14 protein-coding genes and 1 riboswitch are annotated in these 15,671 nt (G+C 70.2%); of the genes, 8 read left to right on the plus strand and 6 right to left on the minus strand.

The window, feature by feature from the left end:
• Positions 1-15: 15 nt before the first annotated feature.
• The 4 genes from MVF96_RS15160 to MVF96_RS15175 form a co-directional block, all read right to left on the minus strand.
• The gene (locus MVF96_RS15160; RefSeq protein WP_068972093.1) at positions 16-330 is read right to left on the minus strand and encodes a DMT family transporter; all 315 of its coding nucleotides are present in this window, start codon (positions 328-330) and stop codon (positions 16-18) included.
• 9 nt (positions 331-339) lie between these two features.
• Positions 340-406: riboswitch (guanidine-III (ykkC-III) riboswitch) on the minus strand.
• 65 nt (positions 407-471) lie between these two features.
• A complete protein-coding gene (locus MVF96_RS15165; RefSeq protein ID WP_189340143.1) occupies positions 472-1,449 on the minus strand; it encodes a carbohydrate kinase family protein in 978 nt (325 codons plus the stop codon).
• 176 nt (positions 1,450-1,625) lie between these two features.
• Entirely contained in the window at positions 1,626-1,985 is a 360-nt protein-coding gene (locus MVF96_RS15170) for a HesB/IscA family protein (protein WP_058253100.1), read from the minus strand.
• A 216-nt stretch (positions 1,986-2,201) separates the two neighbouring features.
• The gene (locus MVF96_RS15175) at positions 2,202-3,284 is read right to left on the minus strand and encodes a glycerate kinase family protein (RefSeq protein ID WP_247449551.1); all 1,083 of its coding nucleotides are present in this window, start codon (positions 3,282-3,284) and stop codon (positions 2,202-2,204) included.
• Between the two features lie 226 nt (positions 3,285-3,510).
• On the opposite strand from MVF96_RS15175, the gene MVF96_RS15180 reads away from it, so the two are divergent.
• The 3 genes from MVF96_RS15180 to MVF96_RS15190 are packed head-to-tail and all read left to right on the plus strand — an operon-like array spanning position 3,511 to position 6,887.
• Entirely contained in the window at positions 3,511-4,200 is a 690-nt protein-coding gene (locus MVF96_RS15180) for a DUF3043 domain-containing protein (protein ID WP_247449553.1), read from the plus strand.
• Positions 4,201-4,203: 3 nt separating this feature from the next.
• The gene (gene cobT / locus MVF96_RS15185; protein ID WP_247449555.1) at positions 4,204-6,072 is read left to right on the plus strand and encodes a nicotinate-nucleotide--dimethylbenzimidazole phosphoribosyltransferase; all 1,869 of its coding nucleotides are present in this window, start codon (positions 4,204-4,206) and stop codon (positions 6,070-6,072) included.
• A 17-nt stretch (positions 6,073-6,089) separates the two neighbouring features.
• Positions 6,090-6,887, plus strand: a complete 798-nt coding sequence (locus MVF96_RS15190; RefSeq protein WP_247449557.1) for an adenosylcobinamide-GDP ribazoletransferase — start codon at positions 6,090-6,092, stop codon at positions 6,885-6,887.
• A gap of 16 nt (positions 6,888-6,903) precedes the next feature.
• On the opposite strand, the gene MVF96_RS15195 is transcribed toward MVF96_RS15190, so the two are convergent.
• Positions 6,904-8,010 (minus strand): branched-chain amino acid aminotransferase, encoded by a 1,107-nt coding sequence (locus MVF96_RS15195; RefSeq protein ID WP_247449558.1) that lies wholly within the window; start codon positions 8,008-8,010, stop codon positions 6,904-6,906.
• A 91-nt stretch (positions 8,011-8,101) separates the two neighbouring features.
• Entirely contained in the window at positions 8,102-9,211 is a 1,110-nt protein-coding gene (gene gcvT / locus MVF96_RS15200; protein ID WP_247449560.1) for a glycine cleavage system aminomethyltransferase GcvT, read from the minus strand.
• Between the two features lie 109 nt (positions 9,212-9,320).
• Here gcvT and MVF96_RS15205 point away from each other — a divergent pair, with 109 nt between their 5' ends.
• The 5 genes from MVF96_RS15205 (at position 9,321) to lipA (ending at position 15,653) form a co-directional block, all read left to right on the plus strand.
• Positions 9,321-10,868 carry a leucyl aminopeptidase gene (locus MVF96_RS15205; RefSeq protein WP_247449562.1) on the plus strand — a complete coding sequence of 516 codons (1,548 nt, stop codon included), beginning with the start codon at positions 9,321-9,323 and terminating at the stop codon, positions 10,866-10,868.
• Positions 10,869-11,110: 242 nt separating this feature from the next.
• Positions 11,111-12,919, plus strand: coding sequence for a 2-oxoglutarate dehydrogenase, E2 component, dihydrolipoamide succinyltransferase (gene sucB / locus MVF96_RS15210; RefSeq protein ID WP_247449564.1), 1,809 nt, complete (start codon positions 11,111-11,113; stop codon positions 12,917-12,919).
• A 37-nt stretch (positions 12,920-12,956) separates the two neighbouring features.
• Positions 12,957-13,856: a TIGR01777 family oxidoreductase gene (locus MVF96_RS15215; protein WP_058253108.1), complete on the plus strand. Its 900-nt coding sequence runs from the start codon at positions 12,957-12,959 to the stop codon at positions 13,854-13,856.
• The gene (gene lipB / locus MVF96_RS15220) at positions 13,849-14,568 is read left to right on the plus strand and encodes a lipoyl(octanoyl) transferase LipB (RefSeq protein WP_068971688.1); all 720 of its coding nucleotides are present in this window, start codon (positions 13,849-13,851) and stop codon (positions 14,566-14,568) included. The genes MVF96_RS15215 and lipB overlap by 8 nt, the downstream gene beginning before the upstream one ends.
• Positions 14,565-15,653 (plus strand): lipoyl synthase, encoded by a 1,089-nt coding sequence (gene lipA / locus MVF96_RS15225; RefSeq protein ID WP_068971687.1) that lies wholly within the window; start codon positions 14,565-14,567, stop codon positions 15,651-15,653. Before lipB ends, lipA begins: the two co-directional genes overlap by 4 nt.
• Positions 15,654-15,671 lie beyond the last annotated feature (18 nt).

Below are 15,671 nucleotides of genomic sequence, written 5' to 3' on the forward strand. Positions count from 1 at the left end.
TCGGTGGCGACGGGATCAGTGCGCGAGCTTGAGACCGATGACCCCGCCGACGATCATCACCAGGAACAGCGCCTTGAGCAGCGAAACCGGTTCCTCACCGGTGGCCATCGCATAGACGACGGTCAGCACCGCGCCGATACCGACCCACACCGCATAGGCGGTCCCGACCGGCAGATCGCGCATCGCATACGCCAGTCCGACCATGCTGGCGACCAGCGCGACCCCGAACACGGCCGTCGGACCCAGCTTGCTGAAACCCTCCGACTTGCCCAGCGCGGTTGCCCACACGGCTTCCAGGACACCGGACACGATCAGAACGATCCACGACATGACGCTCCCTCCGGGCCGTCTTGTCGCACACCGGGTACAGCACCCCTCGTCCGGGAGTCCTCGATCGGGACTCCGTTCCAACGTCTCACGCCGGGGCGGGGGTGGCAACGTCAGACGCGTCACCACCCCGGAGAACCGGACTCAGCCGGCGAACGCCGCCTTGATCTCCGCGGCCGCCTCGGCGCCGTAGGCGCCCTCGATCCGAGCCAGGGCCGAGTCCGGGTCCCAGGCCCAGTCCTGTGTCGAGACGGTCTCCAGCACGAGCACCGCGACCATCGAGCCGACCTGTGCGGCCCGCTCGAAGTCGAGCCCGCGCGCCAGCGCGGACAGGAACCCGGCGCGGAACCCGTCGCCGACACCGGTGGGGTCGACCTTCTCCGTCTCCGGCACGACGGGGACGTGGATGCGCGTGCCGTCGCGGTCGACGATCTCGACGCCGTCCTTGCCGAGCGTCGTGACGCGCACGCCGACCATCTCCGCGACCTGCGCCTCGGACAATCCGGCCTTCTGGCGCAGCAGTCCCCACTCGTACTCGTTGGTGAACAGGTAGGCGGCGCCGTCGATGAGCGTGCGGGTCTGCTCCCCGTCGAGGCGGGCCAGCTGCTGCGACGGGTCCGCCGCGAACGGGATACCGGCGGCCCGGCACTCTTCGGTGTGGCGGATCATCCCGGCCGGATCGTCGGCCCCGATGAGGACGAGGTCGGGCGTCCCGACCTCGGCGATGACCTCGGACAGCACGATCTCGCGGCTCTCGCTCATCGCGCCGGCGTAGAACGTGGCGAGCTGGGCCATCGTCTCGTCGGTGGTGCACATGAACCGGGCGGTGTGGTGGGTCTCCGAGACCCGCACGCCCCGGCAGTCGACCCCGTTGGCTTCGAGCCACTGGCGGTAGTCGTGGAAGTCGGACCCGACCGCGCCGACCAGAACGGGCGCACCGCCGAGCTGACCCATCGCGTAGCAGATGTTGCCGCCGACACCGCCGCGCCGAACGACGAGATCCTCCACGAGAAAGCTGAGGGAGATGTGTTCGAGGTGGTCTCCGAGCAGCTGCTCGGAGAACTTGCCCGGGAACTTCATCAGATGGTCGGTTGCGATGGACCCACACACAACGATTGCCACTGGAGATCTCGACCCTTCGATTGGTTGCCCGACGGATGTACCCAGCAGGTGGTCACCTCACCCGGACAGGTGATGACGCAGACAGGTGTCCACGCTACTCACTCATCGGCAAACGACACCGGCCGCACCCCAAGTGGGATGCGGCCGGTACCGGAAAATTGCTGACGTGTACGGCGTCAGTTGAACGAATCGCCGCAGGCGCAACTGCCGGTGGCATTCGGGTTGTCGATGGTGAAGCCCTGCTTCTCGATGGTGTCGACGAAGTCGATGGTGGCACCCTGCACGTAGGGGGCGCTCATGCGGTCGACGGCGAGGGTGACGCCACCGAAATCGGTGGTGATGTCGCCGTCGAGAGTGCGGTCGTCGAAGAAGAGCTGGTATCGCAGACCCGCGCAACCACCCGGCTGTACGGCGATACGCAGCGCGAGGTCGTCGCGGCCCTCCTGGTCGAGCAGCGCCTTGGCCTTCGACGCGGCTGCGTCGCTGAGGATGACGCCGGTGCTCGTGGCTGTGCCCGTTTCGTTCTGCACGGTCATGGATGCTCCTGTAAGTGGTGTGGTCCCGGTGCATCGTGGCCCGATGCCGTGGTTGGGGTGTGCCCTCACGGTCGTTCGGGGTTCACCCGCTCGCCGGGAGGTCGACCGGTGTGCCCGTGCGTACAACCGTACTCCTCCCCGTGGTATTCCCGTCCAGTCGGACGGGCGTTTCCGGGAGGTCGGCACCCGATTCGGCGGCACGGCGCGACGCCGAGGTCAGCCCGGACGGTCCGCCGCCCGGAAGTCGGATGCGACCGACGTCGCGAGCGCGACGAGCTGGTTCTCCGCATCGTTCATCGCGACCTCGACCGATCCGGCGATGTCGACGATCGCGTACGCGGCCGCGACACCGGCCGCTCGGATCTCGTCGAGGCCAAGTGCGACCTGCCCCGCGAGGACGATCGTCGGCGCACCCGCGCCCCGGGCGCCGATCGTCGAGGCCGCCTCGTGAAGTGCGGCGACCACCTTGCCCCGGAGCGTCTGGGCGTCGAACTTCCCCTCTCCGGTGACGACGACATCGGCCGCGGCCACCTCGGCCGCCAGCCCGGTCGCCTCCGCGACGACGGTGGCACCGGACACCCGGGTACCGCCGAGCGCGAGCAGCGCCGCACCCAGCCCGCCCGCGGCGCCGGCGCCGGGCTCATCGGCGACATCCCGGTCGGCGAGCGCACTCAACACCTGTGCCCAGTGGGCGAGGCGCGTCTCGAGCAGTTCGACCGTCTCCGGGTCGGCGCCCTTCTGCGGACCGAAGACGGCGGCGGCTCCCGACGGCCCGAGCAGCGGGTTCTCCACATCGGACGCCACCACCAGATCCACACCCCGGAGTCGCTCCCGGGCGCGGTCGCCGCCGCCGAGGGCTGCCACGAGGCCGGCGCCGCCATCGGTGGTCGCACTGCCGCCGAGCCCGATCACGATCCGCTCGGCCCCGCGCGCCAGCGCCGCCGCGACGAGCTCGCCGACTCCGCGGGTATCGGCTGCCGTCGCCGTCCGCGGCGTCGGCGTCCCGCCCAGCTGGTGCAGACCGCACGCCTGGGCGCACTCGATGTATGCGGTCGACGCGTCGTCGAGAAGCCATCGCGCGATGACCCCCGCCCCGAGCGGACCGGACACCGGTTCGGCGATCACGGTCCCGAACCGCGAGGCGAGCACGTCGACGAAGCCGGGTCCGCCATCCGACTGCGGAGCCACGACGAGCTCGTCCCCATGCCGTGCCGCACGCCACCCCCGGGCGATCGCCCGCGCGGCGACCACTGCGGACATGGTGTCACCGAACGAATCCGGCGCGATCAGGATCCGCACCGGGATCCCGCCGTCGGCCCCGTGGGTGCTCCACCGCGCTTCGCGCCGTTCCCGGTCATGAGCACGGAGTGTAAGTGGCCGAACCCGACCCGGCAGCGCGACATCGACGCTGGACGGATCCGCGATACACCGCGCGAAGCCGCGGATCCCGAGTCCGCCGGGGTGACCACCCGAAAGCGACGACCACGCGTTTGTCTCGCAACATCGATCACCTAGGCTCTACAGCGTGAAGCTGCCATGGAAGAAGGACGACACCCAGGCGGATTCCGGCGACAGCTCGGTCTCCACCTACACCGCCGGCGACGAGTCCGGCACCGACGTCGCGCCCTCCACCAGGGGCAGCAAGTACACCCCGGGCAAGGGTCGTCCGACGCCGTCCCGCCGACAGGCCGAGAACAAGCGACGCGGTCCCGTCGCACCGCCCCCGACGAACCGCGCCGAGGCGCGCGCCCGCAAGAAGGAACTGAAGTCCACGCTCTCCAAAGAGGAGAAGCGCGCACTCTCCGCCGAGCGCCGCGAGAAGCGGCTCCAGCAGCGCGAACGGATGATGGCCGGCGACGAGGCCTACCTGATGCCGCGCGACAAGGGCGCCTCGCGGCGCTACACCCGCGACATCGTCGACGCCCGACGCAACTTCGCCGGGCTGTTCATGCCGTTCGCGATCCTGCTGATCGTGTTGATGTTCCTGGTCCCGCAGGCAGCGGCGCTGACCAACCTGATCCTGGTCGCCTTCGTCGTGCTGATGGCGGCCGACGGTGTGATCCTGGGCCGCATGGTCAACCGGCGGGTCGCCGAACGTTTCCCCGAGTCCAGCGACGGCGGTTTCAAGCTGGGCTGGTACGCGTTCACGCGCGCGATGCAGCTGCGCAAGATGCGCGCCCCCAAGCCGATGGTCTCGCCGGGCGACGAAGTCTGATCGATGACCGATCGCGCAGTGCGCACCCTCGTCCTCGGCGGCGTGCGCTCGGGTAAGTCCGCGCACGGAGAGTCGTTGCTCGACGGCCACCGTCAGATCCGCTACCTGGCCACGGGCCCGCTGACGTCCTCCGACGGGGAGTGGATGGATCGTGTCCGGCTCCATCGCGAACGCCGCGACGACCGGTACACGACGATCGAGACGACCGATCTCGGCCAGGCCCTGCGCGCCGCGCCCGACATCCCGGCCCTCGTCGACGACCTGGGCAACTGGCTCACCGCGCAGATCGACGCCGTCCACGGATGGACCTCGGGTTCGGAGATCGACCTGGACGGCCGGATCGACGACCTCTGCGATGCCCTGCGTGCGATGTCGGCCGACGTGGTGATCATCAGCCCGGAAGCCGGCCTCTCGCTCGTACCGCCCACCCCCGCCGGGCGGGTGTTCCAGGACCTGCTCGGGACCCTCAACGTCCGGGTCGCCGAGGTGTGCGAGCGTGTCGATCTCGTCGTCGCCGGCCGGGTCCTGCACCTCCCCGCCGGAGCTCCCGCCGACGAGTCCGGAATCCCGCATGCAACAGCCGGCGCGGACCCGGCCGGCAACGCGGACCCGGCGTCGGACGCCCCGGTTTCGGCCACCCCGGCATCGGACACCCCGACGACGACTCCGTCCGCCTCCGACGACCCGACCGCGACGCCGCCGAGCACAGCAGCGGCGGCCGCGGTGGCAACCACTTTCGGCGCAGCACCCGAACCTGTTGCGGGCGTGGGTGTCTCGGAACGGCCCCGGCCCGACCCCACGGACGCCGAGGTGTTCGCACCGATCGCGCCGCCGGACGAGGCGGTCGCGCAGGATGCGCGGAAACGGCAGGCGGTACTCACCAAGCCGCCGGGGTCGCTGGGCCGCGTCGAGGAGATCGGCGTCTGGATCGCCGCATGCCAGGGGCAGTGTCCGCCCGCGCCACTCATCTCCCCCACCGTCGTCGTCTTCGCCGGCGATCACGGTGTCGCACGCGGCGGCGTGTCGGCGTTCCCACCCGAGGTGACCGCGCAGATGGTCGCCAACATCGCCGCGGGGGGTGCCGCAGTGAACGTGATGGCGGGCCGTGTCGGCGCCGCGGTGAAGGTCGTCGACATGTCCGTCGACGCCGACACCCCGCCGGAACTGTCGCGGTACAAGGTCCGTCGCAGCAGCGAAGACCTCCGCACCACCGACACCATCAGCCTCGCCGAGGCACGTGAGGCGCTGGCCGCCGGACGCGCCATCGCCGACGACCTCGTCGACTCGGGCACCGACCTGCTCATCGCCGGCGAGATGGGCATCGGCAACACCACCCCGGCGACCGTCCTCATCGGCGCGCTGACCCGGCGCGAGCCGGTCGAGATCGTCGGCCGCGGCACCGGCGTCGACGACGCCGGATGGATGCGGAAGACGGCCGCGATCCGAGACGGAATGCGTCGCGCGCGCAAGGTCATCCACGACCCCCTCGCGCTGCTCGCCGCGGTCGGCGGCGCCGATCTCGCCGCCACCGTCGGCTTCCTCGCCCAAGCGGCGCTGCGTCGGACGCCGGTCATTCTCGACGGCGTGGTGATCACTGCCGCGGCGATGGTCGCCAACGAACTCGCACCGGGGGCGATACGCTGGTGGATCGCCGGACACCGATCGGTCGAACCCGCCCACCAGATCGCGCTCGACCACCTCGATCTCGTTCCGGTACTCGACCTCTCGATGCGCCTGGGCGAAGGCAGCGGTGCCGTCCTGGCACTGCCGATCGTGCAGTCGGCAGCAGACCTGCTCGGCTCGATGGCCACCTTCGACGAGGCGGGGGTGTCCGACCGGGAGGCTGAGCACGCCACCGTCGAGACGACCTGACGCCGAACCGATCCGAGATGATCTCGCCGATCCGGGCGCTGCGAACCGCGTTCAGCTGGCTCACGGTGGTACCCGTCGGTGGTCACGCAGGCGCTTCCGCACCCGACCGGGAGCTGGGAGCGGCGGTCATGGCGTCGGTCCCGGTGATCGGCGCTGCCCTGGGCGCGGCGTCGGCAGGACTGGCTTTCGGGCTCGCGCAGACCGACCTCCCGGCGGTCACGGCGGGCGTGCTGATCGTCGTGCTGCTCGGCGTCGTCACCCGGGGCATGCACCTCGACGGGCTCGCCGACACCGCGGACGGACTCGGGTGCTACGGGCCGCCCGATCGTGTCACCGAGGTCATGCGCAGCGGCACCGTCGGACCGTTCGGCGTCGCGACGCTTGTCCTCACACTCGCCGTGCAGTCGACCGGGTTCGCCGCGCTCGCCGACGGGTCTCGTTGGTACGACCTCGCTTTCGCGATCGCCCTCGGGCGGTTCGGCGCAGTCGTCGGCACCCGGCGGTCCCTGGAACCGGCCCACCACAACGGTTTCGGCGCCCTGGTCGCGGGGACCCAGCGCACCTCGGTCGCCGCGTGGTTCGTGGTGGCCCTGCTCGCAACCGTGCCGCTCGGACTGTCCGCCAACGGATTCGACGGCGGCCACGTCGAGGTGGCCGCCGTCGTCCAGGGGTGTGCGATCGTGCTGGCCGTGACCGCCTTCGCGTGGTGGTTCACGAGGCACTGCGCTCGCCGGATGGGTGGGATGACCGGCGACGTGCTGGGCGCGACCATCGAACTCGGGGTCGCGATCGGTGTCGTCGGCCTCCTGCTCTGAGGCGTCGTGGCGCCGCTCAGCGGCGGTAGAGCTCCGTCATCCACCCGTGGGTGTCGGCGAAGGTGCCGCGCTGGATGCCGGTCAGGGTGTCACGCAACGCCTGCGTCACCTCACCGGTCTCACCGTTGTTGATGGTGTAGTCCTCGCCCTCACCCTTGACCCGACCGACCGGGGTGATGACCGCGGCGGTGCCACAGGCGAACACCTCGGTGATGTCGCCCGACGCCACGCCCTTGCGCAGCTCCTCGGTGGTGATCTTGCGTTCCTCGACCTCGAAGCCGGCATCGGTGGCCAGCGTCAGCAACGACGAACGGGTGATGCCGGGCAGCAGTGAGCCCGACAACTCGGGGGTCACCAGCCGGGCGTCGGCGCCTGAGCCGAACACGAAGAACAGATTCATGCCGCCCATCTCCTCGATGAAGCGGCGTTCGATCGCGTCGAGCCACACGACCTGGTCGCACCCCTGCTCGGTGGCCTGCCGCTGGGCGAGGAACGCGGCGGCGTAGTTGCCACCGCACTTGGCGAATCCGGTGCCGCCCGGTGCCGCGCGCACATACTCGGTGGACAGCCAGACACTCACCGGCTTGATCCCACCGGCGAAGTAGGCGCCCGCCGGCGAGGCGATGACCGAGTAGATGTAGCTGGAGGACGGGGCGTTGACGCCGAGGCTGGCCTGCGACGCGAACATGAACGGCCGGAGGTAGAGCGCCTCTTCGCCGCCGGCGGCGGGCACCCACTCGTTGTCGGCCTCGAGCAGGGCCTTGAGCGAGGCGATGAAATCCTCGACCGGCAGCGCGGGCATCGCGAGCCGCTCCGCGCTGCGCTGGAGACGCGCGGCGTTCGCCTCGGGGCGGAACGCGGCGATCGAACCGTCCGGCTGCCGATAGGCCTTGAGCCCCTCGAACACCTCTTGGCCGTAGTGCAGAACCGTGGCCGCGGGGTCGAGGGCGATCGGACCGTACGGCTTCACCGTGGCGCTGTGCCAACCCACCCCTGCGTCGTAATCGATCATCACCATGTTGTCGGTGAAGTGGCGCCCGAATCCGGGGGCGGACAGGATCTCCGCGCGCCGGCCCTCAGACACCGGGTGCGGATGCTCGGTACGGTTGAACTCCAAGGTCATCACGCCATCGTACCGCCGGGCACAAAAGCATTTCCCGGCCCGGTCGGCTGACCCCCGGGGCTGCGTGGGACGTCGCGCGAGGGCCCGCAGGTCACACGTGCGACGGCACGAACGGCGGGATCACGACCTCGCACGCCAGGTCCCGCCCGCGGACGTCGACGACGACCTCGTCGCCTTTGCGCACCCCGGACGCCGTATCGAGCAGGGCCAGTGCGATGCCCTGTTTGAGGGTGGGCGAGAACGTCCCCGACGTACAGGTGCCGATCTGCTGGTCCTTCCCCGCCAGGCGGACCACGCACCCCGCACGCGGTACCCCGCGGCCGGTCGCCCGCAACCCGTACAGACGACGCGTCGGTCCGGCCTCCTTCTCGGCGAGTAGGGCGTCGCGTCCGAAGAACGACGGCTTGTCCCAGCCGACCGCCCAACTCGACCGCGCCTGCACCGGCGAGATGTCGGGCCCCAGCTCGTGGCCGTGCAGCGCATATCCCATCTCGGTGCGCAGGGTGTCCCGTGCGCCCAGGCCCGCAGGCAACCCGCCGGCTGCCGTGATCGCCTCCAGCAGGACGTCGAACACGGCGCCCGCATCGTCCCACCGCGGCACGATCTCGTACCCGCGTTCACCGGTGTATCCGGTGCGACACACGCGGACCGGTGCCACGCCACTGGCGGTCGTCAGGTCGGCGTCGGCGAACGCCATGTACTCCATGTCGGCGGGCAGTCCGAGCCCGCTCAGGATCTCGGGCGACTTCGGCCCCTGCACCGCCAGGACGGCGAGGTCGCGGTGCTGGTCGGTGATCGAGATCCCCTCTGGCGCAACCGCTTGCAGCTGGGCGACCACGGACGCGGTGTTCGCCGCGTTGGGCACCAGGAACACCTCGTCCTCGCCGACGAGGTAGGCGATCAGGTCGTCGACGACGCCGCCGGAGTCGTTGCAGCACAACGTGTATTGGGCTTTGCCGGGGACGATCTTGCCGAGGTCGTTGGTGAGCGTCGAGTTGACGAAGGCCGCCGCACCCGCGCCGGACACCAGTGCCTTGCCGAGGTGGCTGACATCGAAGATGCCCACGCTCTCCCGCACCGCGGCGTGCTCGGCGACCGTGCCGGAGTACGACACCGGCATGTTCCAGCCGCCGAACTCGGCGAAGGTGGCCCCCAGTGCGGCATGACGGTCGGCGATCGGCCCGGCGAGGAATTCACTCATGCCGCCCACGCTATCGGGCGACCCCGCCGGCCGGGCACGGACGCGGCGTTCGTCTGCACGTCTTCCCGCTGGGACTCGGCGCCGCCGGAGCTGTGGCAGAGTTGACCGGGTGAGCAAGAACGACACCGTCGACCGCACGCGCGGCCCCGAACTCGAACTGTCCACCTCGATCGGCAAGGACGACTCCGCCCTGGTCATCGGCCTGATCAGCGCCTCGTCCCCCGACGACGCCGAGAAGGCCGGCCCCACAGCCGAACCGACCCTCGCCATCGGCGACGGCATCCTCGACGACGCCCAGGCCGCCGCCATCACCGCCGCTCTCACCGCCCTCGGCGCAACCGGGTCCCACGGCGAGGTCACCCGGATTGCGGCCCCGGAGTCGCTGCCCGTCGACATCGTCGTCGCCGTCGGCCTGGGCGATGCCGACAACCTCGACGACGCCGACCAGGTCCGGCAGGCCGCCGGTGTCGTCGCCCGTGAACTCGACGGTCACGAGTCGGTCGCCACCACGCTCTCGGCCGTCGACCTGGCTGCCGCCGCCGAGGGACTGTTCCTCGGCGCCTACCGGTTCGACGAGTTCCGTTCGGACAAGTCGAAGCCCAAGAAGACTCCGCCGCAACGCATCACGCTGCTGGTCGAATCGAAGTCCAAGGAGGCCAAGGCCGCCGTGGAGCGCGCGGTCGCGGTGGCCGACTCGGTGGCGATCGCCCGCGACTTCGTCAACACCCCGCCGAGCCACCTCTATCCCGAGGAGTTCGCCGCCCGCGCCCGCACCCTCGGCAGCAAGGACGGACTCAAGGTCGAGATCCTCGACGACAAGCAGCTGGAGGCGCAGGGTTACGGCGGGATCATCGGCGTCGGCAAGGGTTCGTCCCGGCTGCCGCGCCTCGTCCGGCTGACCCACACCGCGAAGAAGTCGCCGAAGAAGGTCGCGCTCGTCGGCAAGGGCATCACCTTCGACACCGGCGGAATCTCGATCAAACCCGCCGCCAACATGGACGCGATGACCTCGGACATGGGCGGCGCGGCCGCGGTCATCGCTGCGACGATCCTGGCCGCCCGACTCGATGTCGACGTGACGGTGATCGCCACCGTCCCCATGGCCGAGAACATGCCGTCGTCGACTGCGCAGCGCCCGGGCGACGTGCTCACCCAGTACGGCGGCCGCACGGTCGAGGTCCTCAACACCGACGCCGAGGGACGGCTGATCCTCGCCGATGCCATCGTGCGGGCCTGCGAGGACGATCCCGACTATCTCATCGACACCGCGACCCTGACCGGCGCCCAGATGGTGGCACTCGGCACCCGGACACCGGGCGTCATGGGCACCGACGGGTTCCGCGACCGGGTCGCGGCCCGGTCGGCCGATGTAGGTGAGAACGCCTGGGCGATGCCGCTCCCGGCCGAGCTGCGCGCAGACCTGAAGTCCCGCGTCGCGGACCTGGCGAACGTGACCCCCCACCGCTGGGGCGGGATGCTCGCCGCGGGCATCTTCCTGAAGGAGTTCGTGCCCGAGGACGTGCAGTGGGCCCACATCGACATCGCCGGGCCCGCCTTCAACACCGGCGGCCCCTGGGGTTACACGACGAAGGGCGGTACGGGCGTCCCCGTCCGGACCATCGCGGCCGTGCTCGAGGACATCGCCGCGCACGGCTGAGAACACCTCCGGCGAGCCGCGGCCGAGACCGGTGCCGCGGCCGCCGGAGAATCGTTACCGACGAGTACGAGCCGAACCGAGTCGGCGGCTCACCGTACGGGTAGGGTTGGCCGCGGGGATGAGCGGCTGATCCGCCACTCATCTGCGCGGTCTTCCACCGCCTCCCGACCCCCGTGCCCACGGCGCACACACCACTGGGCATCACCTACAGACCACCACGTCGAGTTCAGGAGTTCACAACGATGGCCTTCTCCGTCCAGATGCCCGCCCTTGGTGAAAGTGTCACCGAGGGGACAGTCACCCGGTGGCTGAAGGAGGAGGGCGACACCGTCGAGGCCGACGAGCCGTTGCTCGAGGTGTCGACCGACAAGGTGGACACCGAGATCCCCGCCCCCACTTCGGGTGTGCTGACCAAGATCCTCGCGCAGGAGGACGACGTCGTCGAGGTCGGCGGCGATCTCGCCCTGATCGGTGACGCCGACGAGGCCGGTTCCGACGACTCCGGTTCGGACGATTCCGATTCCGACGCCGCCGGCGGCGACGAGCCGTCCGAGGCCGCCCCCGAGCCCGAGCAGGCCGCCGAGGAGCCCTCCGTCGACGAGGACGCGCCCGCCGAGAAGCCCACCGCCGACACCGGCTCGGGCTCGGCCGAGGGCACCGACGTACTCATGCCCGAACTCGGCGAGTCGGTCACCGAGGGCACGGTCACCAACTGGCTGAAGGCCGTCGGCGACGAGGTCGCCGCCGACGAACCCCTGCTCGAGGTCTCCACCGACAAGGTCGACACCGAGATCCCCTCGCCGGTCGCCGGCACCCTGCTCGAGATCCTCGCGCAGGAGGACGACGTGATCGAGGTCGGCGGCAAGCTCGCCGTCATCGGTGATGCCTCGGCGGCTCCGTCGAAGAAGAAGCCCGAGCCGGAACCCGAGCCCGAACCGGAACCCGAGCCCGAGCAGGAGTCCGCGCCGGAGCCGGAGCCCGAGCAGGCGCCTGCCCCCGAGGAAGAGCAGAAGCCGCAGCCGAAGGCCCAGGAGTCCAAGGCCCCCGAGCCCAAGGCACAGGCCGCGGAGAAGTCCGACCCGCCGACCGTCGAGTCGACCCCGTACGTGACGCCGCTGGTGCGCAAGCTCGCCGCGGAGAACAACATCGACCTGAACGCCATCAAGGGCACCGGTGTCGGTGGCCGCATCCGCAAGCAGGACGTGCTCGCCGCGGCCGAGGAGGCCAAGGCCCCGGCGCAGGAGTCCGCCCCGGCCGCCAAGCCCGCGGCATCGTCGGCGCCGGCCGCGTCGTCGGGCTCGCCGGAGATCCGGCCCGAGCTCGCCGAGCTGCGCGGGACGACGCAGAAGATCAACCGCATCCGTCAGATCACCGCGAAGAAGACCCGCGAGTCGCTGCAGCAGAGCGCACAGCTCACCCAGGTCTTCGAGGTCGACATGACCCGCATCGCCGGGCTCCGCAAGGCGGCGAAGGAGAGCTTCAAGGCGTCCGAGGGCGTCAACCTGACGTACCTGCCGTTCATCGCGAAGGCCGTCGTGGCGGCGCTGAAGGCGCATCCCAACGTCAACGCGTCGATCGACGAGGACAAGAAGGAGATCACCTACTACGACAAGGTGCATCTCGGCATCGCCGTCGACACCCCGCAGGGGCTGCTGTCGCCGGTCATCCACAACGCCGACGACCTGTCGATCGCCGGTCTGGCCCGCGCCATCGCCGACATCGCGTCCCGGGCGCGCTCCAACGGCCTCAAGCCCGACGAGCTCGCCGGCGGCACGTTCACCATCACCAACATCGGAAGCCAGGGCGCGCTGTTCGACACCCCGATCCTGGTGCCGCCGCAGGCGGCGATGCTGGGCACCGGCGCGATCGTCAAGCGCCCGGTCGTCATCACCGGTGAGGACGGTTCGGAATCGATCGCGGTGCGGTCGATGTCCTACCTGCCGCTGACCTACGATCACCGTCTGATCGACGGCGCCGACGCGGGTCGCTTCCTCACCACGGTGAAGAAGCGTCTCGAAGAGGCCGCCTTCGCCGCGGACCTGGGCCTCTAGCCCAGATCTCCTTCAGACGGCACACCGAGGACACAGAATGCGCATCGCCGTCGCCGGATCATCGGGACTCATCGGCAACGCCCTGGTCAACTCGCTGCGCGCGGCGGGCCACACGGTCACACGTCTGGTCCGCCGGGAGGCACGCGCCGATGACGAGTTCAGCTGGGATCCCGAGACCATCGGCGTCCCGCCGGAGAGTCTCGACGGCGTCGAGGCGGTGGTCTCGCTGGGCGGCGTGGGAGTCGGCGACGGTCGCTGGACCGGCCGGTTCAAACAGGAACTCCGGGACTCGCGGATCACCCCCACCGAACTGCTCGCCGAGGCCGTCCGCGATCTCGGCATCCCGACGTTCGTGAGTGCCAGCGCCACGGGCTATTACGGGAACACCGGTGGCCACGCCGCGGTCGAGACCGACGGCCCCGGCGAGGGATTCCTCGCCGACCTGGTCGTCGACTGGGAGCGCGCCGCCACCGCCGGCGTCGGCGCGGACACGCGTCTGGTCCTGCTCCGTACGGCGCCGGTCCTCAGCACCCAGGGCGGCCTGCTGGGCAAACTCCGGCCGTTGTTCAAGCTCGGGCTCGGCGGACCGATCGGCGACGGCAAGCAGTACTTCTCGTGGATCAGCCTGATCGACGAGATCCGCGCCATCGAGTTCCTCCTCGACTCCGACCTGTCCGGACCGGTGAACCTGAGTTCGCCGGGCGCCGTCCCGTTCGGTGAGTTCACCTCGGCTCTGGGCCGGGCCGTGCACCGCCCGACGATCCTGCAGGTACCCGCCTTCGCGGCGCGCCGGGTCGGCGGCGAGATGGCCGAGGAAATGATTCTGTTCAGTCAGCGCGTTACACCCAAGGTGCTGACCGATCACGGATTCACCTTCACCCATCCCGGTGTCGACGAGGCCCTCGCCTACGCCACCGGTTCCACCAGTCATGACTGAGCGGCCGATCCGCGGGAGTGCCGAACCGGTCGAGGTCCGCCATCTCGGCGTCGTCGACTACCAGACGGCCTACGACCTGCAGCACGGCCTGGCGACCGACCGCGCCGACGGCGTCCTGGATCACGACGTGCTGCTCCTGCTTGAGCATCCGTCCATTTACACGGCGGGCAAGCGCACGGAGGACGCCGACCGGCCCACCAACGGCGCGCCGGTCGTCGACGTCGACCGCGGCGGCCGGATCACCTGGCACGGACCGGGACAACTCGTCGGCTATCCGATCGTGAAGCTCGCCGAGCCGCTCGACGTCGTCGAGTACGTGCGTCGCCTCGAGGCGGCCCTCATCTCGGTCTGCGCCGGTCTCGGCGTGACCACCTGCCGCGTCGACGGACGTTCCGGCGTGTGGATCACCGACGACGCCGGGGAACGCAAACTCGGACAGATCGGTATCCGCGTGGCACGCGGCGTGGCCCTGCACGGATTCGCACTCAACATCGACCCCGACATGTCGGCGTTCGAGGCGATCGTCCCCTGCGGGATCGCCGACGCCGGGGTCACGTCCCTGGCCCGCGAACTGGGGCGGCCGTTGTCGGTGGCCTCTCTGCTCGACGTCACCGCCGATGCCGTGCTCACCGCGCTCGACGCCACTGCGAGCCCGGTCGCGTCGGCACAGTCCTCTCCATCCACTTCTGCGAGCGTAGGATCGATCCAGTGACCGCGTCCCCCATCACCCCCGGACCCGGTGCCCCCGAAGCCACACCCTCGGCCTCGGCATCCGCACCACAGACCCCGACCCCGGCCCCTGAGGGCCGCAAGCTGCTCCGGCTCGAGGTGCGCAACGCGCAGACCCCCATCGAGCGCAAGCCGGAGTGGATCCGCACCCGCGCGACGATGGGCCCGGAGTTCACCGAACTCAAGGGCCTGGTCAAGCGCGAGGGTCTGCACACCGTCTGCGAAGAGGCCGGCTGCCCCAACATCTACGAATGCTGGGAAGACCGCGAGGCGACGTTCCTCATCGGCGGCGAGCAGTGCACCCGACGCTGCGACTTCTGCCAGATCGACACCGGCAAGCCCGCCGAACTCGACCGCGACGAACCGCGTCGTGTCGCCGAGAGCGTCCAGGCGATGGGCCTGCGCTACTCGACGATCACCGGCGTCGCCCGCGACGACCTGCCCGACGAGGGTGCCTGGCTCTACGCCGAGACCGTCCGCGCGATCCACCGCCTCAACCCCGGTACCGGTGTGGAAAACCTCATCCCGGACTTCCACGCCAAGCCCGACCTGCTGGCCGAGGTCTTCGACGCCCGGCCCGAGGTACTTGCGCACAACCTCGAGACCGTGCCGCGCATCTTCAAGCGCATCCGCCCGGCGTTCCGCTACGAGCGGTCTCTCGAAGTCCTCACCGCCGCACGTGATTTCGGCCTGGTGACGAAGTCGAACCTCATCCTCGGGATGGGCGAGACCCCGCAGGAGGTGCAGTCGGCGATCGTGGATCTGCACGAGGCGGGCTGCGACATCCTGACCATCACGCAGTACCTGCGTCCCTCGCCGCGGCATCATCCGGTTGAGCGGTGGGTCAAGCCCGAGGAGTTCGTCGATCACTCCGAGTTCGCCGAGGAAGTCGGATTCGCCGGCGTCATGGCGGGTCCGCTGGTGCGGTCGTCGTACCGGGCGGGCCGCCTGTACGCGCAGGCGATGGCCCATCACGGTCGCGAGATCTCACCGGCTCTCGCGCACCTGGCGGCCGAGGGATCGGCCAGCCAGGAGGCCTCCAGCCTGATGGCACGCCTCGCCCGCTGACGCCCCGCGCGTCCGGTG

This window comes from Gordonia hongkongensis, assembly GCF_023078355.1.
In the GTDB taxonomy this organism is placed as follows: Bacteria; Actinomycetota; Actinomycetes; order Mycobacteriales; family Mycobacteriaceae; genus Gordonia; species Gordonia hongkongensis.